Annotated in this window: 15 protein-coding genes; 10 read left to right on the top strand and 5 right to left on the bottom strand. The window is 71.4% G+C overall.

What is annotated here, in order from left to right; genetic code table 11:
- Window position 1: 1 nt before the first annotated feature.
- The 3 genes from ACZ5ON_RS00595 to panB all read right to left on the bottom strand — a co-directional run bounded on the left by ACZ5ON_RS00595 (window position 2) and on the right by panB (window position 2,869).
- The gene (locus ACZ5ON_RS00595; RefSeq protein WP_465582827.1) at window positions 2-808 is read right to left on the bottom strand and encodes an ABC transporter permease; all 807 of its coding nucleotides are present in this window, start codon (window positions 806-808) and stop codon (window positions 2-4) included.
- Window positions 805-1,821 (bottom strand): ATP-binding cassette domain-containing protein, encoded by a 1,017-nt coding sequence (locus ACZ5ON_RS00600; RefSeq protein WP_465582830.1) that lies wholly within the window; start codon window positions 1,819-1,821, stop codon window positions 805-807. Before ACZ5ON_RS00600 ends, ACZ5ON_RS00595 begins: the two co-directional genes overlap by 4 nt.
- 175 nt (window positions 1,822-1,996) lie before the next feature.
- On the bottom strand, window positions 1,997-2,869 hold the full coding sequence (gene panB, locus ACZ5ON_RS00605) for a 3-methyl-2-oxobutanoate hydroxymethyltransferase (protein ID WP_465582833.1): 873 nt from the start codon (window positions 2,867-2,869) through the stop codon (window positions 1,997-1,999).
- Window positions 2,870-3,129: 260 nt separating this feature from the next.
- Between panB and ACZ5ON_RS00610 the strand changes: the two genes are divergently transcribed.
- The 3 genes from ACZ5ON_RS00610 (at window position 3,130) to ACZ5ON_RS00620 (ending at window position 6,734) form a co-directional block, all read left to right on the top strand.
- Window positions 3,130-4,716, top strand: coding sequence for an MFS transporter (locus tag ACZ5ON_RS00610; protein WP_465582836.1), 1,587 nt, complete (start codon window positions 3,130-3,132; stop codon window positions 4,714-4,716).
- A 141-nt stretch (window positions 4,717-4,857) separates the two neighbouring features.
- Window positions 4,858-5,559 carry a TetR/AcrR family transcriptional regulator gene (locus ACZ5ON_RS00615; RefSeq protein ID WP_465582840.1) on the top strand — a complete coding sequence of 234 codons (702 nt, stop codon included), beginning with the start codon at window positions 4,858-4,860 and terminating at the stop codon, window positions 5,557-5,559.
- A gap of 119 nt (window positions 5,560-5,678) precedes the next feature.
- The gene (locus tag ACZ5ON_RS00620; RefSeq protein ID WP_465582843.1) at window positions 5,679-6,734 is read left to right on the top strand and encodes an endonuclease/exonuclease/phosphatase family protein; all 1,056 of its coding nucleotides are present in this window, start codon (window positions 5,679-5,681) and stop codon (window positions 6,732-6,734) included.
- A 103-nt stretch (window positions 6,735-6,837) separates the two neighbouring features.
- Here ACZ5ON_RS00620 and ACZ5ON_RS00625 read toward each other — a convergent pair whose 3' ends face one another.
- Window positions 6,838-8,589: an NAD+ synthase gene (locus ACZ5ON_RS00625; RefSeq protein ID WP_465582846.1), complete on the bottom strand. Its 1,752-nt coding sequence runs from the start codon at window positions 8,587-8,589 to the stop codon at window positions 6,838-6,840.
- Window positions 8,590-8,820: 231 nt separating this feature from the next.
- On the opposite strand from ACZ5ON_RS00625, the gene glnA reads away from it, so the two are divergent.
- From glnA to ACZ5ON_RS00660, 7 genes are all read left to right on the top strand, one after another.
- Window positions 8,821-10,182 carry a type I glutamate--ammonia ligase gene (glnA, locus tag ACZ5ON_RS00630; RefSeq protein ID WP_344634197.1) on the top strand — a complete coding sequence of 454 codons (1,362 nt, stop codon included), beginning with the start codon at window positions 8,821-8,823 and terminating at the stop codon, window positions 10,180-10,182.
- Window positions 10,183-11,021: 839 nt separating this feature from the next.
- Window positions 11,022-13,991: a nitrate- and nitrite sensing domain-containing protein gene (locus tag ACZ5ON_RS00635; protein ID WP_465582851.1), complete on the top strand. Its 2,970-nt coding sequence runs from the start codon at window positions 11,022-11,024 to the stop codon at window positions 13,989-13,991.
- A 348-nt stretch (window positions 13,992-14,339) separates the two neighbouring features.
- Window positions 14,340-14,777: a roadblock/LC7 domain-containing protein gene (locus ACZ5ON_RS00640; protein ID WP_465582854.1), complete on the top strand. Its 438-nt coding sequence runs from the start codon at window positions 14,340-14,342 to the stop codon at window positions 14,775-14,777.
- 47 nt (window positions 14,778-14,824) lie between these two features.
- On the top strand, window positions 14,825-15,187 hold the full coding sequence (locus ACZ5ON_RS00645) for a DUF742 domain-containing protein (protein WP_465583913.1): 363 nt from the start codon (window positions 14,825-14,827) through the stop codon (window positions 15,185-15,187).
- Between the two features lie 20 nt (window positions 15,188-15,207).
- Window positions 15,208-15,786 carry a GTP-binding protein gene (locus ACZ5ON_RS00650; protein WP_465582857.1) on the top strand — a complete coding sequence of 193 codons (579 nt, stop codon included), beginning with the start codon at window positions 15,208-15,210 and terminating at the stop codon, window positions 15,784-15,786.
- 43 nt (window positions 15,787-15,829) lie between these two features.
- Window positions 15,830-16,963 carry an FAD-dependent monooxygenase gene (locus tag ACZ5ON_RS00655; RefSeq protein ID WP_465582860.1) on the top strand — a complete coding sequence of 378 codons (1,134 nt, stop codon included), beginning with the start codon at window positions 15,830-15,832 and terminating at the stop codon, window positions 16,961-16,963.
- Between the two features lie 155 nt (window positions 16,964-17,118).
- A complete protein-coding gene (locus tag ACZ5ON_RS00660; RefSeq protein WP_465582865.1) occupies window positions 17,119-20,151 on the top strand; it encodes a bifunctional [glutamine synthetase] adenylyltransferase/[glutamine synthetase]-adenylyl-L-tyrosine phosphorylase in 3,033 nt (1,010 codons plus the stop codon).
- A gap of 70 nt (window positions 20,152-20,221) precedes the next feature.
- Here the strand turns inward: ACZ5ON_RS00660 and ACZ5ON_RS00665 are convergent, their stop codons facing one another.
- Window positions 20,222-21,184 (bottom strand): phosphatase PAP2 family protein, encoded by a 963-nt coding sequence (locus ACZ5ON_RS00665; RefSeq protein ID WP_465582867.1) that lies wholly within the window; start codon window positions 21,182-21,184, stop codon window positions 20,222-20,224.
- Window positions 21,185-21,624 lie beyond the last annotated feature (440 nt).

The raw sequence follows: 21,624 nt of genomic DNA on the forward strand, positions 1-21,624 counted from the left end.
GTCAGGTCCGCTTGCGGAACCTGGCCACCGCCAGCGGGGCGGTGACGGCAGTGATCGCCACCGACCAGATCAGGACGATCGTCACCGGGTGGGCCACCGCGCCCTGACCGTTGATCAGCGCCCGGCAGGCGTCCGCCAGTGCGGACAGCGGGTTGACGTGGGTGAAGGCCTGCAGCCAGCCCGGCATGCTGGTGGGCGGCGCGAAGATCGAACTGCCGAACTGCAGCGGCGCGATGACCAGCATCGACACGCCCTGGACGGCCTGGGCGCTGCGCAGCGACATACCGAGCAGCATGGAGACCCAGACGATCGACATCCCGAAGAGCAGCGAAAGGCCCACCGCCGCCAGCAGGTTGAGGAAGCCGCCGGTGATCTCCAGCCCGAGGACCATCGAGAAGCCGATCAGGATGGTGAAGGAGAGCAGCCCCCGGCAGGTCTCGGCCGCGATCTTGGAGAGCAACACCGAGGCCCGGCCGATCGGCAGCGTGCGGAAGCGGTCCATCACCCCGGTCTGGAAGTCGCTGTTCAGCCCGGTGCCCACCGCCATCGCCAGGTTGAGCCCGGTGGTGCCGAGCAGTCCCGGGATCATGTACTGGACGTACTGGTGCTGGCCGCCGGAGACCGCGCCGCCGAAGACGTAGACGAACAGCACCGTGAAGATGATCGGGACCAGTACGGCGTCCAGGATCGACTCCGGGTCGGCCTTGATCCGCATCAGGTTGCGACGGGTCAGCGCACCGATGTGCCGCAGATGGGCGCCGAGCCCGATCCGGGAGTCGGTGGTTTCGTACGAGAGGGCGGCAGTCACGCCACGGGCTCCTTCGCGAGAGTCGGGGCGGTGGCCGCAGCGGGCTTGGCGGTGATGGTGAGGAACACCTCGTCCAGGCTGGGCAGTTTGGTGTCGATGGCAGCGATGCCGAAGCCCCGGGTGCCCAGCACGCCCACCACGGTGGTGAGTTGGCCGTCGTCGGTGATCTGCACGGTGAGCACACCGGCGTCCGTGGAGATGGTGGCGCCGGTGATGCCGGCCTGGTGCAGGCAGCGGGCCATCTCGGGTAGTTCGGCGGCCTGCACCGGCGTCACGTGCAGGGTGTGGCCGCCGACCTGGGCCTTGAGCTCGTCGACCCCGCCGTTGGCGATCACCCGGCCCTTGTCGATCACGGTCAGCTCGTGCGCGAGCTGCTCCGCCTCCTCCATGTACTGGGTGGTGAGCAGCACGGTGGAGCCGTCGGCGACCATCCGCTGCACCTCGTCCCAGACCTCGTTGCGGGTACGCGGGTCGAGACCGGTGGTCGGCTCGTCGAGGTAGAGCACCCTGGGGCGGCCGATCATGCTGGCGGCCAGGTCGAGCCGGCGCCGCATGCCGCCCGAGTAGGTCTTGGCGGGGCGTCCCGCGGCCTCGGTGAGCGAGAAGCGCTCCAGCAACTCGGCGGCGCGGGCCTTGGCCTCCCGGCCGGAGAGGTCGAGCAGCCGCCCGATCAGGTAGAGGTTCTCGTAGCCGGAGAGCAGTTCGTCCACCGAGGCGTACTGACCGGTCAGGCCGATGGTGCGGCGCAGCTGCCTGGGCTGGCGCAGCACGTCGTAGCCACCGACGTAGGCGGTGCCGGCGTCGGGCTTGATCAGGGTGGAGAGGATGCGCACCAGGGTGGTCTTGCCGGCGCCGTTCGGGCCGAGCACACCGAGGACGGTGCCCTGCCTGACGCTGAGGTCGACGCCGTCGAGGGCCCTGGTCTCGCCGTAGTGCTTGACGATCCCGCGTACCTCGACGGCGTTGCCGCTGCGGGGCCCCCGCTCGTTCGGGGTGCTGTCGATGCGTGTCATGCCCTCAGGCTGCCCGGGCCGCCTGTCAGCCCGCTGTCATCCTGCTGCCGCCACCGTCATCGCGCTGTCGGGTGGCGGATCGGGGCGGGGAACCGAGTGCCCGGTCGCTGCACCGGTTCCCCGCCCGCTCAGCCGCTCACCCCCGCCCGGAGGGTCGACTCGCCGTGTCCGGGCGTCACTTGAAGGTGTGCTCCGGCGCCGGGAAGGTGCCCGCGCCGACCTCGGCGGCGAACTCGCGGGCGGCTTCCCCGAGGACGGCCCGCAGGTTGGCGTACTGCTTGACGAACTTCGGCACCCGGCCCGCCGTCATCCCGGCGAAGTCGGTCCACACCAGCACCTGGGCGTCGCAGGCCGCACCCGCGCCGATGCCGACGGTCGGGATCGCCAGCTGCTCGGTGACCTGGCCGGCCAGCTCGGCCGGTACGGCCTCCAGCACCACCGCGAACGCCCCGGCCTGCTGCACGGCCTTGGCGTCCCGCAACAGCTGGTGCGCGGCCTCGTCGCCGCGTCCCTGCACCGGGTACCCGCCGAAGGCGTGCACCGACTGCGGGGTCAGGCCGACGTGGGCCATCACCGGGATGCCGGCCTCCACCAGCAGCTCGATGGCCCGGGCGCTGCGCTCGCCGCCCTCCAGCTTGACCGCGCCGACCCCGGCCTCCTTGAGCAGCCGGGCGGCGTTGTGCAGGGCCTGGGCGGGCGACTCCTGGTAGGAGCCGAACGGCAGGTCGGCGACGACCAGGGCGCGCTTGGTGCCGCGGACGACGGCTGCGGAGAGCATCACCATCTGGTCCATGGTCACCGGCACGGTGGTCTCGTAGCCGAGGTGGCAGTTGCCCGCCGAGTCGCCGACCAGCAGGACCGGGATCCCGGCCTCGTCGAAGACCCCGGCGGTGAGGGCGTCGTACGCGGTGAGCATCGCCCAGCGCTCACCGTGCTGCTTGGCCTTTGCCAGGTCGCGGACGGTCACCCGGCGGTTGGTGACGCCGCCGTAGAGGACGGTCGGCGTGCCGTCCTGCGGCTGGGCAGGCGAAAGCGGAGAAGCGTTCATCGAACAGGCTCCTGAAAGGTTGTCGTCTCGTGGCGCCGTGCGGCGTCCCCGGATCTGCCCCCATGCTTGCACGCCGTTCGGCAGGTGCAAAAGGGCGGGGACCGGACAGCCGGTGCGCTCCCCGGGCCCTCCTTTGCGGAGTCTTTACGATACGGCACCGTCTCGTATCGAAAAGCGGGCTATCCTGGGCTTGCAAGGGGTTACGAGACGCTGCCGGCTCGTAAGTCCGCACATCCTCGTACGGACGGGAACACTCTCCGATGGCCACAGTCGCACCTCAGCGGATCCCCGAGGCGATACACCGTCGCCGCTGGGCGATCCTGGGCACCCTGGTGCTCTCCCTGCTCGTCGTCGTCCTCGACAACTCGATCCTCAACGTGGCGATGAAGACCATCGCCTCGCCCGCCCCCACCGGCCTCGGCGCCAGCCAGAGCGACCTGGAGTGGGCGATCAACTCCTACACGCTGGTCTTCGCCGGGCTGCTGTTCACCGCGGGCCTGCTCGGCGACCGGATCGGCCGCAAGAAGACCCTTCTCGGCGGCATGGTGGTGTTCGGCCTCGGCTCGCTGCTGTCCGCGCTGGCCTCCTCGCCCGGCCAGCTGATCACCTTCCGTGCGGTGATGGGCCTCGGCGGCGCGTTCGTGATGCCCGCGACGCTGGCCATCATCATGAACGTCTTCGAGCGGCACGAGCAGCCCAAGGCGATCGGCATCTGGGCCGGTGCGGTGGGCCTGGCGATCGCGATCGGGCCGATCACCGGCGGCCTGCTGATCGAGCACTTCTGGTGGGGATCGGTCTTCCTGGTCAACGTCCCGATCGTGGCCCTCGCGCTGGTGGCGATGTCACTGCTGGTCCCGGACTCCCGCGACCCGAGCCCCGGCAGACTGGACCCGATCGGCGTGCTGCTCTCCGTCATCGGCCTGGTCGCGCTGATCTACGGCATCATCAAGGGCGGCGAACTGGCCGACCTCACCAGGTTCGAGGCCTGGGGCCCGCTGCTCGGCGGCCTGCTGGCGCTGGTCCTGTTCGTCCTGCACGAGAAGCGCACCGACCACCCGGCGCTGGACGTCAGCTGGTTCCGCCGGATGCACTTCACCGGCTCGGTCGTGGTGATCGGCCTGGTCTTCTTCGCGCTGATGGGCGTCTCCTTCTTCGGCGTCTTCTACACCCAGAGCGTGCGCGGCTACAGCGCCCTGCAGGCCGGTGTGCTGATGCTGCCGATGGCCGCCGCCCAGATGCTCTTCGCCCCCCGGGCCCGCCTGGTGGTGGACCGCTTCGGCGTCCGCGCCACCTGCGCCGGAGGCATGCTGCTGATCGCGGTCGGCTTCCTCGGCTACCTGCTGCTCGGCCTGACCACCTCGATCTGGGTGCTGGTCGCACTCGGCTTCGTGATGGGCGCAGGCATGGCGCACGTGATGCCGCCGGTCACCACGGCCATCATGGGCTCGCTGCCGCGCGAGAAGGCCGGTGCCGGGTCGGCGGTCAACAACACCTTCCGCCAGGTCGGCGGTTCGCTCGGCGTCGCCATCCTCGGCGCGGTGCTCTCCACCTCCTACCGGGACGGCGTGGCCACCCAGCTCGCCCACCTCCCCGCCCCGCTGCGGGACAAGGCGGGGGAGTCCCTGGAGGCGACCCTCGCCATCGCCGACGGCACCCACCACACCGAGCTGATCGGCCCGGCCAAGGACGCGTTCATCCACGCGATGCACATCGTCTCCGGGCTCTCCGCCGGGATCACGGTGATCGGCGTGCTGCTCGCCTGGTTCATGCTCCCCGGCAAGGCCCAGGCCGGACCAGGCGAGGTGCCGCAGCCCCAGAGCCAGCCGCAGCAGACCGTCGAGGTCTGACCGGGCCAGGCGACGGGGAGGGATGGACGGCCGGCCGGAACGGGGGCGCGGTACCGGTCCCGACAGGAGGACGACGGGCACCGCGGCCGCTGACCGCGGTGGAGAGACGGAAGGCTTCGAGCGGCTGTGGAGAATAAGGCCATGCAGATCGACACCACGGCCCCGGCGACCCCGGCCGAGTCCCACTGCCCCGCTGCCGAGCCGTGCGCCCGGCGGCGGGGCCGCCCGCGCAGCGAGGCGGCGGAGCAGGCGATCGTCGCCGCGATCGAGCGACTGATGGAGGAGGGGGCGGGCCTGGCCGACCTCTCGATCGAGGGGATCGCCGCGGCCGCGGGTGTCGGCAAGGCCACCATCTACCGGCGCTGGCCCAACAAGGAGGCGCTGCTGGTCGATGTGGTCGCCCGGCTGGAGGCCCCCGAGCCGCAGCTCATCGGCGGCACGGTGCGCGAGGAGCTCCTGGCGATGATGGAGTTCATGCGCCGACGGGGCCTGGCCAAGCGCTCGCGCTGGGTGCTGAAAACCGCCCTCGGCCAGTTGAACAACTGGCCCGAACTGCGCGCGATGTACCAGGAGCAGGTGATCGAGCCCCGCCGCGAACTGGTCCGCCAGGTGGTCCGGCGCGGCGTCGCCGAAGGGGTGATCCGCTCCGACCTGGACGCCGACCTGCTCTCCGAGGTGGTGATGGGGCCGATCCTGCTGCGCACCGTCTTCTGGGAGGACGCGCCGCTGGACGATCCCGCCCTGGCCGAGCAGCTGGTCGACGCCATCCTCAATGGCATCGCCGCTCCCACGCCGACCGCCGTCCCGGCCGCGGCGGCCCCCTCCGGTGGCGAATCTCACTGAGAGCTGCGCGCCGCAACCCCCCGCGACCATAGCCGCGTCTGTCCAGGCATAGGCTGATCCGAGAATCCCACTAAAGCGGCATCAGCTCGGTCGGACGGGGACGGTACGGAGGATCAGGCATGGCGCAGGTGGACAGGGCAGTGGCGGCCGAGGACGGTGGGGACGCCCCCGCCCCTGCGAGTGCCACCGCCCAGGGAAGCACCGGCGCCGGGTTCCGTTCGCGGTTCCGCGGCTGGTTCCGCGGCTGGCGTCCCGCCGGGCGGCGCGGCTGGATCACCGCCGTGCTCGCCGTGCTCCTCGCCGGGCTGCTCGCGCTGCACTCCTCGGTGCCCAACTCCGTCGGCAACCTCGGCAGCCTGCTGGAGACCTTCCTGCCCTGGGCGGGGCTCACCCTGCCGCTGCTGCTGACCATGGCCGTGTGGCGGCGCTCGGTGACCGCACTGGTGGCGGTGCTGCTGCCCGTGATCGTCTGGTTCAACCTGTTCGGCGGACTACTCTTCGACAAGAGCAGCGGCAAGGGCGACTTCACCGTCCTCACCCACAACGTGGCGGCGGCCAACCGGGACCCGGCCGGCACCGTCCGGCTGCTCAACGGCTCGGGTGCGCAGATCGTCGCCCTGGAGGAACTGGCCGCGCAGGCCGTCCCGACGTACCAGGCGGGGCTGGCGGCCACCTACCCCTACCACGCGGTGGAGGGCACCGTCGGCCTCTGGTCGAAGTATCCGCTGAGCGGCGTCTCCCAGGTGGACATCAGGATCGGCTGGGTCAGGGCCTTCCGCGCCACCGTGGCCACCCCGCGGGGCCCGCTCGGGGTGTACGTCGCGCACCTGCCCTCGGTGCGGGTCAAGTTCGACCGGGGCTTCACCGCGGAGCAGCGCGACGTCAGCGCGCAGGCGCTGGGCGACGCCATCGAGCGCGACAGCCTGAAGAAGGTGCTGCTGCTCGGCGATCTGAACGGCACCATGAACGACCGGAGCCTGGCCCCGATCACCTCGCAGATGCGCTCCGCCCAGGGGGCCGCCGGAGACGGTTTCGGCTTCAGCTGGCCGTCGTCCTTCCCGATGGCCCGGATCGACCAGATCATGAGCAAGGGCGGCCTCAGGCCCACCGCCTCGTGGACCCTGTCCGCCGACGGCAGCGACCACCGCGCCATCGCCGCGTCCTACCGGTACTGAGCCGCGTCCTGCGGGCAACTGGGCCGCACCCTGCCGGCACCGAGGCCCGAGCCCCGCGGCGCTGTCGACAATTGCACCGCGGGGCCGATGGGTTGACGGACCGTCAGCCCCGGCGCCAGCGGTTGGTGATGGGCAGCCGGCGGTCCCGGCCGAAGCCCTTGGCGGAGATCTTGGGGCCCGGCGGGTACTGGCGGCGCTTGTACTCGGCGGTGTCGACCAGCCGCACCACCCGGTCCACCACCTCGGGGTCGAAACCCGCGGCGACGATGGTGTCGCGGCCCTGGTCGCCCTCGACGTACAGGTCGAGGACGGTGTCCAGCAGGTCGTAGTCCGGCAGCGAGTCGGTGTCGACCTGGTCGGGGCGCAGCTCGGCGGACGGCGGCTTGGAGATGGTGTTCTCCGGGATCGGCGGGGTCTCGCCGCGCCGGACGGCCTCCTCGTTGCGCCAGACGGCGAGCCGGAAGATCAGCGACTTGTAGACGTCCTTGATCGGCCCGTACGCGCCGACCGAGTCGCCGTAGAGCGTGGAGTAGCCGACGGCGAGCTCGCTCTTGTTGCCGGGGGCCAGCACGATGTGGCCCTCCTGGTTGGAGAGCGCCATCAGCAGGGTGCCGCGCAGCCGGGACTGCAGGTTCTCCTCGGCCAGGCCGGCCAGGCCGAGGGCCTCCATGTAGGCGTCGAACATCGGGGCGATGGAGACGGTGCGGAAGTTGAGGCCGGTGCGCCTGGCCAGCTCGGCGGCGTCGTCGCAGGAGTGCTGCGAGGAGTAGCGGCTGGGCATGGAGACGCAGTGCACGTTCTCGGCGCCGATGGCGTCCACCGCGATGGCGGCGACCAGCGCGGAGTCGATACCGCCGGAGAGTCCGATCAGCACGGACTTGAAGCCGTTCTTGCGGACGTACGCCCGGGTGCCGGTGACCAGCGCCTGGTAGATCTCCGCCTCGTCGCTCACCTGAGGGGCGATGCCCGGGCTGACGGGCTCGGCGGGGGCGGGCAGCACCTCGCCGCCGAGGTCGGTGCGGACCAGCTGGAGGCCGTCGCTGAGCAGCAGCCCGTCGGTCGGGTCGGCGGCGGCGGGCAGGTCCAGGTCGAGGATCAGCAGGCTCTCCTCGAACTTCGGGCCCCGGACCAGCACTTCGCCGTCGGCGTCGACCACCAGCGAGTCACCGTCGAAGATCAGCTCGTCCTGGGCGCCGACCATGTTGAGGTAGACCAGCGAGCAGCCCGCCTCGGCGGCCCGGCGGGTGACCAGCTCCAGGCGGATGTCGTCCTTGTTGTGCTCGTACGGCGAGCCGTTGATCGACAGCAGCAGCCCGGCGCCGGCCTCGCGGGCGGCGGTGACCCGGCCGCCGTCCTGCCAGATGTCCTCGCAGATGGCCAGCGCGACATCCACGCCGTGCAGGCGCAGTACGGAGAGCTGGTTGCCGGGGACGAAGTAGCGGTACTCGTCGAAGACGCCGTAGTTGGGCAGGTAGTGCTTGGCGAAACGGTTCACCACCTTGCCGCGGTGCAGCACGGCCGCGCAGTTCTGTGGCGACCCGGCCGGGCGGCCCGACCGCGGCACGTCCCGCTCGGAGCGGCCGAGGTAGCCGAGCACCACCGGCAACTCGCCCAGGCCCTCGGCGGCCAGCCGCTCGGCCAGCTCGACGAGTGCGGTCCTGGACGCCTCGACGAAGGACCGGCGCAGCGCGAGGTCCTCGACTGGGTAGCCGGTCAGCATCAGTTCGGGGAAGGCGACCAGCTGGGCGCCCGCCTCGGCGGCCCGCTTGGTCCAGCGCACCACCTCATCGGCGTTGCGCGAGATGTCACCGACCCAGGGGTCGATCTGGCTCAGGGCGAGACGGAGATTGGGCATGAAAAGAGTCTAATCGTCTAACTGACGTTATGTCGCGGGCGGGTGCGTCCGCCTTCCGCGCGCCCGCCCCACCCCCGGCCTGCGCGGCTGCCGGGGGTGGGGCCAGGGGTCGGCAAGTCGGTACGGATCCGCCATGATGGGGGCAGCCGCTCCGTGAGCCGCTCCCGCCGGTCGCTTTCGCGTGCTTCCGTGCGTAACACGAACGTAAAGAGCAGAGGTGAGACTGTCCCCATGGGCAAGCAGCAGGAGTTCGTGCTTCGCACGCTCGAAGAGCGTGACATCCGTTTTGTCCGGCTGTGGTTCACCGACGTGCTCGGGTTCCTGAAGTCGGTCGCAGTGGCGCCCGCCGAGCTGGAGCAGGCCTTCGAGGAGGGCATCGGCTTCGACGGCTCGGCCATCGAGGGATTCGCCCGGGTGTACGAGTCCGACATGATCGCGAAGCCGGATCCGACCACCTTCCAGATACTGCCGTGGCGCTCGGAGACCCCGGGCACCGCGCGGATGTTCTGCGACATCCTGATGCCGGACGGCTCGCCCTCCTTCGCCGACCCGCGCTTCGTGCTCAAGCGCACCCTGGAGAAGGCCTCCGACCAGGGATTCACCTTCTACACCCACCCGGAGATCGAGTTCTTCCTGCTGAAGAACCTGCCCGGTGACGGCACCCCGCCGATCCCCGCCGACCAGTCCGGCTACTTCGACCACACCCCGCGTGGCGTCGGCCACGACTTCCGCCGCCAGGCGATCACCATGCTGGAGTCGATGGGCATCTCGGTGGAGTTCTCCCATCACGAAGGAGCCCCCGGGCAGCAGGAGATCGACCTGCGCTACGCCGACGCGCTCTCCACGGCCGACAACATCATGACCTTCCGCCTGGTCATGAAGGAGGTCGCGCTGGAGCAGGGCGTGCACGCCAGCTTCATGCCCAAGCCCTTCTCCGACCACCCCGGCTCCGGCATGCACACCCACGTCTCCCTCTTCGAGGGCGACCGCAACGCCTTCCACGAGTCCGGCGCCGAGTACCAGCTCTCCAAGGTGGGCCGCTCCTTCATCGCCGGCCTGCTGAAGCACGCCGCCGAGACCGCCGCCGTCACCAACCAGTGGGTCAACTCCTACAAGCGGATCTGGGGCGGCTCGCAGCGCACCGCGGGCGCCGGCGGCGAGGCCCCCTCGTACATCTGCTGGGGTCACAACAACCGCTCGGCCCTGATCCGCGTGCCGATGTACAAACCGGGCAAGCAGGGCTCCACCCGGGTCGAGGTCCGCTCGCTCGACACCGGCTGCAACCCCTACCTCGCCTACGCCGTCACCCTCGCCGCCGGACTCAAGGGCATCGAGGAGGGCTACGAGCTCCCGCCCGGCGCCGACGACGACGTCTGGGCCCTCTCCGACGCCGAGCGCCGCGCCATGGGCATCCAGCCCATGCCGCAGAACCTCGGCGAGGCCATCGACCTCATGCAGCGCAGCGAACTGGTCGCCGAGACCCTCGGCGAGCACGTCTTCGACTTCTTCCTGCGCAACAAGCGCCAGGAGTGGGAGGAGTACCGCTCCGAGGTCACACCGTTCGAGCTGCGCAAGAACCTCCAGGTGCTGTAGTCGCAGGTCAGATCGGGTTCGAAACGCAAAACGCCCCTCGGGTCGACGGATTGGATCCGTTGGCCCGAGGGGCGTTTTCGGTGCTTCTGTTCCTCCCGGGGGCCCCTCTGGGCCGTGAGGGCGTGAAGCGGCGGCCCAGCCGAGGGCGTCGTGGAGCGCATCCACGGCGCGCCGGGTCGGGCCGTCACTGCTGGGCATCACGAGGTGCCCGCTGAACGCCTTGACGCTCTCGCCGTCGTCGTGTGTCCGGGCGTGCGCGGACTGCTACGACAGCAGCCGGCTGCGCCGCGCGGCGCCGGATCGATGACCGCGGCGCCCGCGGGCCACAGCGCCGGGCCGAAGGGCCGAGCGGGCGAAGCATGCGTGAGATCCGATGGGGAGCGGTCGCCCCGGATGCTGCCGGTGTGCACGAAAGAGAATGACTGTACGTCAGGTGGAGTGTGTCCTCGCGATGGTGAGGGCATCGGTGGCGCGGCGTCGGCATGGGCCCGGATGGCGGTGGAGCTGGCGAGGGCGAAGAGGAAGGTGGCCCGCTGCGTCAGTATCGAACCAGGGGGCTGAGGTTGGGGTCGGATCGCCACAGGTCGGCCCAGGTGAAGGGGAGATGGCCGGCTGTGGACTCAGGATCTGACTGACAGATGGCCAGAAGATGATGGATGATCAATAAGTGACTGGGTTTTCCCAGGAGTTATGGACATGACTAGTATCCACCCGTCAATGTTCTTACCAGATCTGACCAGTCGTGAACGACTGGTGCCGTCTCCAAGGAGCATGCCCTGCGCACGCGCGCGAACCGGCGGATCCGCTCGACCAGGATGTCCCTCAGGACGGCCCTGCTCGTGCTAGCAGTCGTACCCGGCTTGGCCCTGGCCGCCCTCTGGGCGGTGACCAGCGGTCAGACCCTGCTGGACTTCCAACGGCAGGCCGCCCAGGGGCTGCTGGCCCAGAAGGCGGGCCAGCCGTCCAACATCGTCTACTACAACCTGCAGGAGGAACGGCGGCTCAGCGCCGAGGCCCTCAGTGGCCGCGCAGGCGCCACCGACGCGCTGGTCAAGCAGCGCAAGCAGACCGACGACGCGATCCGCACCTTCCAGGAGCTGTCCTCGGTCGCCACCGACGGCGCGCCCACCGAGGTGCGCGACGCGCTCGCCGAGGCCCGGCGGGCGATGACCCAGCTGTCCGCCGAGCGCCTGCTGGTGGACCAGGGCGGCGAGGCGCAGCAGGCGGCGGTGTACCGCTACTACACCCAGCTGATCGCGGTCGACCTCAAGCTCTTCACCACGCTCAGCCATGTGGACAACGGCAGGGTCGCCACGGTCTCCCAGCCGCTGGTCGACCTGTTCTGGTCCAAGGAGATGATCTCCCGCTCGGATGCGCTGCTGGCCCAGGCCTGGCCCACCGGGAAGCTGGGGGCGCAGGACTACCAGGGCCTGGTGCAGTCCATCTCCGACCAGTCCTTCCAGTTCGTCATCAAGGTCGCGCCCTACCTGCCGACCAATGAGCAGGCGATGGCGAAGCAGATCATCGGAAGTCCGGCCTGGCAGGCCAAGACCGAGGTGGAGAAGGACCTGCTGCGTCCCGCCGCGGCGGACAGCAACGGGTCCGTCCCGATCGGCGCCAGCCAGCAGCAGATCGCCGCGGACCAGAAGAAGTGGCGCCAGGCGATGGACGACCTGAACCCCAAGCTGGTCGACCTGGTGGAGCGCAGTACCGACACGGTGGTGTCCACCGGCAAGAACGAGATCATGTCCCTGCTGATCAGGGTCGTGCTCACCGCCGTGGTCGGCCTGATCGCGGTCATCGCGGTGATCCTGACCACCTGGCGCCTCACCCGTACGCTGCGCCACCGGATCGGTGAACTCCAGGAGCAGGCCGAGGAGCTGGGGAACAAGCTGCCGGAGGTGGTCGAGCGCCTCGGTCAGGGCGAGCAGATCGACGTCGAGACCGAGGCCCGCGGTATCGCGCGGGACGACCGCAGCGGCGTCAACGACGAACTCGCCCAGCTCGGCGCGGCGTTGAACCTGGCCCGGTCCAGCGCCCTCACCGCGGCCGTGCGGCAGGCCGAGCAGCACCGCGGGTTCGAGCGGCTGCTCCAGCGCATCGCCCGCCGCACCCAGCTGCTGATCGGCCAACAGCTCAAGAGGCTGGACGAGTTGGAGCGCAAGCACGAGGACCCGGAGGTGCTGGACGGCCTCTTCGACCTCGACCACCTCACCGCCCGTCTGCGCCGCTACGAGGAGAATCTGGTCATCCTGGCCGGCGGTACCCCGCACCGGCGCTGGCGCAAGCCCGTCCCGCTGCTGGACGTGATGCGCTCGGCCCAGGGCGAGGTGCAGGACTACCGCCGGGTGATCCTGGACGTCGACGGCAGTCCCTGGCTCTCCGAGCGTGCCGTCGGCCCGGTGGCGCACATCCTGGCCGAGCTGATCGAGAACGCGCTCAGCTTCTCCCGGCCGCCGAGCCCGGTCGAGGTCCGGGCCGCCCGGGTCAGCCGGGGCACGGTGATCGAGGTCGAGGACCGCGGCCTGGGCATGGACGAGGCGCAGCTCGCCGAGGCCAACCAGCTGATGGGCCGTCCGCCCCGGACGGACGTGCTCGCCCGCGCCGACGACATCCGGCTCGGCTTCTTCGTGATCGCCCGGCTCGCGGCCCAGCACGGGCTGCGGGTGGAGTTCCGGCCCTCGGCCTTCGGCGGTACCAGGGCGGTCGTCCTGATCCCCGATGAGCTGATCGCCCCCGACGGCCCGGCACGTCCGGTCGCGGTGCCGCAGCCGGCCACCGAGGGGCTGCCGACCCGCAAGCGCGGCCGGGCCCTGGCCGGGGTCACACCGCTGATCGAGCCGGTCGGTCCGGCGATGGAGCCCTCCGGTCCGCTGATCGAGCCGGTCGCCGAGGCGACGGAGCCCTCCGGTCCGCCGGCCGAGCCGCCCGTTCCGATGGTGGAGCCGCTTCGGGTCGTGGCGGACGCTTTCGGCCCGGCGCAGGAGCCGGGTCCGATGGACGAGACGTACGAGTCGCACGGCGGTCATGGCATGCACGGGGCGTTCGGCGGACACGAGGAGCACGAGTCGCACGGCGGTCATGGCATGCACGGGGCGTTCGGCGGACACGAGGAGCACGGGGCGTTCGGCGGACACGAGGAGCACGGGGCGTTCGGCGGGCACGAGGAGCACGGGCAGCACGAGGAGCACGAGGTCTACGGGGCCCAGCCGGCGTACGAGCCGCACCAGGAGTACGGCTCGTACGAACTGCACGCCCCGGACGGGCACCTGGCCGAGGTGCACCCCGTCCCCGAGCCCTCCTGGCACGCGGCACCGCAGGCCGCTCTGCAGGACGTGCCGCAGGCGTGGCAGTCGCCGGCCGAGGTCCGGGAGCGGCCGGCCGGGCGCGAGTCGGACATCGCCGTGGACACCGCGGACGAGCGGCCCGGGCCGAGGGACACCATGCTCCCGTCGGGTCCGAGCACCACCTCCGCGGAGCCGCCGCTGCCGCGCCGGATCCGGCAGGCCAGCCTGGTGGACGAGCTCAGGGTCAACCCGGCGCCGCAGGCCGCCGCGCCGAAGCCGCCGCGCTGGGACGAGAACCCGTTGCTCCGGCCGGTCCCGCGACGGGCCGGGGCCGCCATCGGTGCGTTCCAGCGGCGGTCCCGGGCCGCCCGCGAGGGCACGGCACAGCCGGGGCAGGCCGTACCGCCCGGACAGCAGCAGCCGATCCTCCCCGAGTGGGAGTACCGGACCGGGGCCGGTGAGCCGCAGCCCATCGAGCCCTGGAACGTCTCCCCCATCCCTACGACGGAAGACCGGTCTTGACATCCTCCTCCGGCTGAAGGTCCCAACGGAGTCCTGAAGCCGGAGGATTCCAACCCTCGCGGGTCGGGCTTTCTGCTTCACAGCCGACTGCCGACCTGGACTACCAGCAAGGGACGGTGTACCGCCCATCGGTCTTACATCAGCTCCACAGACCCGACTTCCCGCCAGCCCGGCGGTAGGCCGGTCCGAAGCTTGCCACTCCACACCAGCGCGACCAAGCCATCGCAGTAAGTGACGCATCGGAGCTGGGATGGTAGTCCGCCCTGGCGGCGGAACGCCATCCTGACCTGCCCTGCAGGAGTTCCGATCCTCCCCGGCTGAAGCCAGGGGTTTCCTCGGAGGTATCAGATGACTCGCACTACCGCCACCCACCAGGATCTCGACTGGCTGCTCGACGGCCTGTTGGACTCGGTGGCCGGGACCAGAAACGCCGTACTGCTCTCCGACGACGGCCTGGTGGTGAGCCACTCCCGCACCATCGACCGCTCCGACGCCGAGCGGCTGGCCGCGGTCGCGACCGGGCAGCAGAGCCTGGCGCGGGGTGTCGGCCAGCTCTTCGACGGCGGCCCGGTGCACCAGGTGATCGTGGAGCTCGCCGACCTCTGGCTGTTCATCATCGCCGCGGGGCAGGGCACCCACCTGGCCGTGGTCGCCTCGCAGGAGGTGGACGCCGAGGTGATGTCGCTGGCCATGCACAACCTGGTGCAGCAGGTCGGCCAGAAGCTCGGCACCCCGGTCCGGAGCGAGTTCGACGCCTTCGGCGCCCGAGGCGGGCAGCGCGGGTGAACCCGTACTGGGAGGAGGAGGAAGCCGAGGAGGACAGTGCGGGCAGCATGGTCCGCCCGTACACCATCACCCGGGGCCGCACCGCGCCCGAGCGTGACGACTTCAGCCTGATCACCGTGCTGACGACCGTGCAGGGCCCCAGGGACGCGCACGGTGTGCCGTTACGGCCCGGGCGGCGTGCACTCCAGCCCGAGCACCGGGCGATCCTCACCTTCTGCGACCGCCCGAGCGCGGTCGCCGAGGTCGCCGCGGAGCTCGACCTGCCGGTGTCGGTGACCAAGATCCTGCTGGCGGACCTGGTCGCCCAGGGTCTGTTGCTGGCCCGCGCCCCGCTGTCGGTGGCGCGGGCCGCGGGCGGCCCCGACCTCGGCCTGCTGGCCGCCGTCCGTGAAGGACTCCGGAGACTCTGAGACAGTGGGATGACAGCGATATGACGAGCAGTCAGGCGGCCCCTGCCGCCGTCAAGATCCTGATCGCCGGGGGTTTCGGCGTCGGCAAGACCACCCTGGTGGGCGCGGTCAGCGAGGTCGCGCCGCTGCGCACCGAGGAGTACCTGACCCGGGCCAGCATCGGCGTGGACGACCTGGCCGGGATCGACCAGAAGGACACCACCACCGTCGCGCTGGACTTCGGCCGGATCACGGTCAGTTCGGAGTTGGTGGTCTACCTCTTCGGCACCCCGGGCCAGGAGCGCTTCTGGTTCATGTGGAACGACCTGGTCAACGGCGCACTCGGCGGTGTGGTCATCGCCGACACCCGTCGGCTGGAGAGCAGTTTCGCCTCGATCGACTTCTTCGAGAGCCGGGGCATCCCGTTCGTGGTCGCGATCAACTGCTTCCACGGCCAGAACAGCCGGACCGCGGCCGAGGTCCGCGACGCGCTGGACCTCGACCCGCACGTCCCGCTGCTGATCGGCGACGTCCGGGAGCGGTCGTTCGGGCGGGACGCGCTACTGGCCCTGGTCGACCACCTGATGAGCCTGCCGGCCGAGCCCGTACCGGCGGGCTGACCCCCAGACCGGTCCTCTGCAACGCCCCCAGGAGACACCCGAGATGGCATCACCCCTGCGTGTCCTGGTCCACGGCGGCGGCATCGGCGGGCTCAGCCTCGCCATCGCGCTGGCCCGCCGCGGCCACACCGTCGAAGTCGCCGAGCTTCGGGCGGAGTTGGACGCGCTCGGCGTCGGCATCGTCCAGCCGTCCAACGCGCTGCACGTGATGCGGGAGCTCGGTGTGCTGGAGCAGTGCCTCAAAGCTGGCTTCGAGTGGGAGGTGCTGACCATCTGCGATCCGGCCGGGAACACCCTGGCCGGGATCCCGCAGCCCCGGATGGGCGGTGTCCCCGCGAACAACGGGATACCGCGGCCCGCGCTCGCCGGAGTGCTCGGCCGGGCCGCCGCCGAGGCGGGTGCCCGGATCCGCTTCGGCACCACCATCACCGAACTGGCCGACGACGGCTCGGGCGTGGACGTCACCCTCTCCGACGGCTCGAAGGGCCGCTGGGACCTGGTGGCCGGCTTCGACGGCATCGGCTCGCCGCTGCGCCGCCGCCTGTACGGGGAGCGGTTCCGGCCCGAGTACACCGGCTTCGCCAACTGGCGGGTCACCGTGCCCCGGCAGCCCGAGGTGCGGGGCGTGGTGATGAGCACCGGCAACCCGGCGGCGAAGGCGCTGCTAACCCCGATCACCGGTGAACTCATGTACCTGGGCGCGGTGTTCGCCGAGGCCGAGGGCTTCAGGCCGGACCCGGAACGCGCCCACGAACAGCTCGCCGAGCGGCTTGCCGGCTTCGGCGGACCGGTCGCCGAGGCACTCGCCCAGGTGACCGACCCGCGCGCCGTGGTGTACTCGCGGATCTCCCAGGTGACCGTGGACGCGCCTTGGCACGTCGGCCGGGTGGTGCTGGCCGGCGACGCCGCGCACGCCTCCACCCCGCACCTCGCGCAGGGGGCGGCGATGGCGGTCGAGGACGCGCTGGTCCTCGCGCAGTCGCTGGACGCGGCGGACGGGGTGCCGGTCGCGCTGGCCGCCTGGGAGGAGCGGCGGAGGCCGCGGGCCATGTGGGTGCAGAACATGTCGCGTGCGGTGCTCAAGCAGGAGACCGGCACCCCCACCACCCCGGAGGAGGACGAGCTCCTCAAGGTCGGCACTCCGGGTGCGGCCCACGTGCTGGTGCAGCCGTACTGAGCGCGTGCAGCCGTACTGACCGCGCCGTGGGCGAGCCCGTGGGGAGCGCGGGCCACGCGGTGCCCGGAGCCCTCCGCGGGGCCGGTGCATGGCGGTCCTGTCCCGGTCGGCACCGGACACGTACGCTTCCAGCAGGGTCGGCAGCTGGAGGGGCGATGGCAGTGGAAGGACGGGCCGGGAGCCGGAGCAGTCGCCTGGAGATCAGGCTGGTGCGGCGGGGGTTCACCGATCCCGAGGTGGCCGTGAAGCTGCTCGCGGAGCCGGCCCTGAACGGCCTGGCGGCCGACCCGGTACTGCTGGACGCACTCGGTGCCGCGCCCGACCCCGACCTCGCGCTGCTGGGCCTCGCCCGCCTGCTGGAGGCCCTGGACGAGCCCGAGCGGCACACCCTGCGGGACACCCTCACCGGCTCCAAGCCGCTGCGCGACCGCCTGCTCGGCGTACTCGGCGCCTCCGCCGCGCTCGGCGACCACCTGGCCCGCCACCCCCGCGACTGGCACGCGCTGGTCACCTTCGAGCTGCGTGACATCCATCCGGGCCCGCAGGACTTCCTGCGCCAACTCTCCGACCGCGTCTGGCGGAGCGGTGCCGCGAACGGCGCCGGCCGGGCAGACGCCCTGCGCACCGCCTACCGCCGCTGCCTGCTCGCCATCGCCGCCCGCGACCTCAGCCGCACCACCGACCTGCCGCAGGCCAGCGCCGAACTCGCCGACCTGGCCGGGGCGACCCTGCAGACCGCGCTGGACATCGCCGCCGAGGAGGACCCTCAGGCCGCCCGGGCCTGCCGGCTCGCCGTGATCGGGATGGGCAAGTGCGGCGGCCGCGAGCTCAACTACGTCTCCGACGTGGACGTGATCTTCGTCGCCGAACCCCACGAGGGAGTGGACGAGCACCGGGCGCTGCAGGCCGCCACCAGGCTCGCCGCCCGGATGATGCGGCTGTGCTCCGACACCACCGGCGAGGGCAGCATCTGGCCGGTGGACGCCAACCTCCGCCCCGAGGGCCGCAACGGGCCGCTGGTCCGCACCCTGGCCAGCCACCTCGCCTACTACCAGCGCTGGGCCAAGACCTGGGAGTTCCAGGCCCTGCTCAAGGCCCGCCCGGTCGCCGGGGACACCGAACTCGGCGTCGCCTACGCCGCGGCCACCGCACTGCTGGTCTGGCAGGCCGCCGAGCGGGAGAACTTCGTCGCCGACGTCCAGCAGATGCGCCGCAGGGTGCTCGACTCCATCCCCGCCACCGAACTGGACCGGCAGCTCAAGCTCGGCCCCGGCGGCCTGCGCGACGTGGAGTTCGCCGTCCAGCTGCTGCAGCTGGTGCACGGCCGCACCGACGACACCCTGCGCAGCGGCAACACCCTGGGGGCCCTGGCCGCCCTCAGCGCCGGCGGCTACGTCGGCCGGGCCGACGCCGCCTCGCTGGACGCCGCGTACCGGTTCCTGCGCGCACTGGAGCACCGCATCCAGCTGTACCGGCTGCGCCGCACCCATCTGATGCCCACCGACGAGCGCGACCTGCGCCGGCTGGCCCGCTCACTCGCCCACCTGATCAACGACGACACCCGCGCCGACCCGGTCGCCGCGCTGCAGCGCGAGTGGAAGCGCCACACGGTCGAGGTGCGCCGGCTGCACGAGAAGCTGTTCTACCGGCCGCTGCTGGACGCCGTCGCCGAACTGCCCGCCGAAGCCGTCCGGCTCAGCCCCGAGGCCGCCAAGGCCCGGCTGGCCGCCCTCGGCTACGCCGACCCCGCCACCGCGCTGCGCCACCTCACCGCGCTGGCCGCCGGGGTCAGCCGCAAGGCCGCCATCCAGCGCACCCTGCTGCCCGTACTGCTGGGCTGGTTCGCCGACTCCGCCGACCCGGACGCCGGACTGCTCAACTTCCGCCAGGTCTCCGACGCACTCGGCCGCACCCCCTGGTACCTGCGACTGTTGCGGGACGAGAGCGGCGCGGCCGAGCAGCTCGCCCGGGTGCTCTCCGCCGGGCGGCTCGCTCCCGACCTGCTGCTGCGCGCCCCCGAGGCGGTCGCCATGCTCGGCGACCCGCAAGGGCTCGTCCCGCGCGGACGGGCCGCGCTGGAGTCGGAGGTGCTGGCCGCCGTCGGTCGGGCCGCCGACGCCGAGGCCGGAGTCGCCTCCGCCCGGTCGGTCCGGCGGCGGGAACTGTTCCGGACCGCCGCCGCCGATGTGCTCGGGCGGTTCTCGGACGACCCGGGCGAGGCCGTGGACGCCACCGGGGAGGCGCTGACGGCGCTCAACGCCGCCACCCTGCAGGGTGCGCTGCGCTCCTGCGTCGCCGAGTGGGAGGCCGAGCACGGCGAGCTGCCCACCCGGTTGGCGGTGATCGCCATGGGCCGCTTCGGCGGGCACGAACTCGGCTACGGCTCCGACGCGGACGTGCTCTTCGTCCATGACCCGCTGCTCGACGTCCTGGAGCACGATGCCGCCCGGGCCGCCCAGGCCGTCTGCCACCGGCTGCGCACCCTGCTCGCCGCCCCCTCCACCGAGCCTCCGCTGCTGGTCGACGCCGACCTGCGGCCCGAGGGCCGCACCGGTCCGCTGGTGCGCACCCTCGCCTCGTACGAGGCCTACTACCGGCGCTGGTCGCACGCCTGGGAGAGCCAGGCGCTGCTGCGGGCCGAGCCGGTCGCGGGCGACCTGGAGCTGGGGGCGAGTTTCCAGCGGCTGATCGACTCGCTGCGCTACCCCGGGGCGGGCGTACCCGAGAAGGACCTGCTGGAGATCCGGCGGATCAAGGCCAGGATCGAGTCCGAACGCCTGCCGCGCGGTGCCGATCCGACCACCCACACCAAGATCGGGCGGGGCGGGCTGGCGGACGTGGAGTGGACGGTGCAGCTGCTCCAGCTGCAGCACGGGCACGAGCTGCCGGAACTGCGGACCACGCGGACCCGGCAGGCGCTGGCGGCCGCGGCCGCGGCCGGGCTGGTCGCCGGGCGGGACGCGGCGGTGCTCGACGCGGCCTGGGTGCTGGCCTCGCGGGTGCGCGGCGCCGTCATGCTGGTCCGCGGCCGGGCGGGGGACAGCTTCCCCGTCGACGGCCGCGAACTGGCCGGAGTCGCCCGCTACCTCGGCTACGGCTCGGGGCACACGGGTGAGATGGTCGACGACTACCGGCGTACGACGCGGCGGGCCCGCTCGGTCGTGGAGAAGCTGTTCTACGGCCCGTGAGAGCGAAACCGTCCGGGGGTGAGGGGAGTCCCCCTCACCCCCGGACGGTCTGCTGTCCGAGGTCCGCGCGTCAGCCGCGCGAGGCACCGACCGGTGCCGTCCACTGGGCGGGGACGGTGACCGGTTGGTCGGGTGCGGGTTCGTGTGGCGTACGGGGGAGCCGGTAGGCCCACTGGTGGTAGATCAGCCGGGAGGCGAGGAAGCCGACGGCCAGGCAGATCTCACCGCAGACCGCGTCCATCCAGAAGTGGTTGGCGGTCGAGATGATCACCAGCAGCGTGGTCAGCGGATAGAGCAGGCCGAGCAGCCGGGCCCAGAGCGGCCTGGCCAGGAAGAAGATCGCCAGCCCGCACCACATCGACCAGCCGATGTGCATCGAGGGCATCGCCGCGTACTGGTTGGAGACGTGGGCTCCGGCCCCGGAAGCCATCGACCCCCAGGTTTGGTGCACCTTGACGGTGTCGATGAAGCCGCCGCCGTCCATCAGCCGGGGCGGGGCCAGCGGGAAGAAGTAGAACCCGATCAGCGCGATACCGGTGGTGACGAACAGTACGGTCCGCGCCGCCGCGTAGCGGCCCGGATGCGAGCGGTACAGCCACACCAGCACACCGATGGTGATGATGAAGTGCAGCGTCGCGTAGTAGTAGTTCATCCCGACGATGAGCCAGGTGACCGAGTTCACGGCGTGGTTGATCGAGTGCTCGACCGCGATGCCGAGGTGCTGCTCGAAGTGCCAGATCCAGCTCGCGTGCTTCTGCGCGACCGTCTCCTGCTCGGGGACGGCGTTGCGGACCAGGGAGTAGATCCAGTAGCTGAGGCCGATCAGCGCCAGCTCGAAGAAGACCCGGGGGCGCGACGGATTCCGGCGCTGCTCGTGGATGCGGCGGCGGAGCGCGGCGCTTCGCGTCTCGGTGGCGCGGGTGGTTCCGTCCGGCGTGGGAATCGAAGGGACCGCGCCGTCGACGGAACCTGCACCACTGGCCGCCTCGGCGTGTTCGACGCCGGCTGTACGGATCTCGGTCGGTTCCCCCATGGACGAGAAGTCTGCCAGACGTCCTGTGGTCGCCTGCTCATCCTGCGGTAGTGGATTCTTCACCAGCTGTCCCCCCGAGGGGGTAGGGGATGGGTACCGGAGGTGGGCATGGGCTCCATTGTGACTCGCACTCGAACGACCCCGTGACCCGCCCCCCGGGTAGCGGAAGAGGCCCCGGGGGGAGTCGGCCGGGAGGCCCTGGGGAACAGGGCGGGGAGGCTCCGGGGAGGACGGGAGGAGTGGGGCGGGGGAGGCCCGTCGGCTGTCAGGCGCGACGGGCCACCGTCCCCGCACGCGGGGCCTGCCTGTCCCACACCCACAGGCCCGCGTGGTGCCGGCGCACAGCGGGGCACCCGTGACTCTGGCCCGTGAGCAACGGTTCGGTCAAGAGATCTCTTGCAGGTTTTACAAGATCTTGCTGAAAGACCTTGCAGTCGCTA

This window comes from Kitasatospora sp. NPDC032150 (genome assembly GCF_055579945.1).

Bases quoted from the DNA above. Each gene is read 5' to 3' on its own strand.
- ACZ5ON_RS00600 (WP_465582830.1), bottom strand. From the start codon at position 1,821: ATGACACGCATCGACAGCACCCCGAACGAGCGGGGGCCCCGCAGCGGC.
- panB (WP_465582833.1), bottom strand. From the start codon at position 2,869: ATGAACGCTTCTCCGCTTTCGCCTGCCCAGCCGCAGGACGGCACGCCG.
- ACZ5ON_RS00610 (WP_465582836.1), top strand. From the start codon at position 3,130: ATGGCCACAGTCGCACCTCAGCGGATCCCCGAGGCGATACACCGTCGC.
- ACZ5ON_RS00615 (WP_465582840.1), top strand. From the start codon at position 4,858: ATGCAGATCGACACCACGGCCCCGGCGACCCCGGCCGAGTCCCACTGC.
- ACZ5ON_RS00620 (WP_465582843.1), top strand. From the start codon at position 5,679: ATGGCGCAGGTGGACAGGGCAGTGGCGGCCGAGGACGGTGGGGACGCC.
- ACZ5ON_RS00625 (WP_465582846.1), bottom strand. From the start codon at position 8,589: ATGCCCAATCTCCGTCTCGCCCTGAGCCAGATCGACCCCTGGGTCGGT.
- glnA (WP_344634197.1), top strand. From the start codon at position 8,821: ATGGGCAAGCAGCAGGAGTTCGTGCTTCGCACGCTCGAAGAGCGTGAC.
- ACZ5ON_RS00640 (WP_465582854.1), top strand. From the start codon at position 14,340: ATGACTCGCACTACCGCCACCCACCAGGATCTCGACTGGCTGCTCGAC.
- ACZ5ON_RS00645 (WP_465583913.1), top strand. From the start codon at position 14,825: ATGGTCCGCCCGTACACCATCACCCGGGGCCGCACCGCGCCCGAGCGT.
- ACZ5ON_RS00650 (WP_465582857.1), top strand. From the start codon at position 15,208: ATGACGAGCAGTCAGGCGGCCCCTGCCGCCGTCAAGATCCTGATCGCC.
- ACZ5ON_RS00655 (WP_465582860.1), top strand. From the start codon at position 15,830: ATGGCATCACCCCTGCGTGTCCTGGTCCACGGCGGCGGCATCGGCGGG.
- ACZ5ON_RS00660 (WP_465582865.1), top strand. From the start codon at position 17,119: ATGGCAGTGGAAGGACGGGCCGGGAGCCGGAGCAGTCGCCTGGAGATC.
- ACZ5ON_RS00665 (WP_465582867.1), bottom strand. From the start codon at position 21,184: ATGGGGGAACCGACCGAGATCCGTACAGCCGGCGTCGAACACGCCGAG.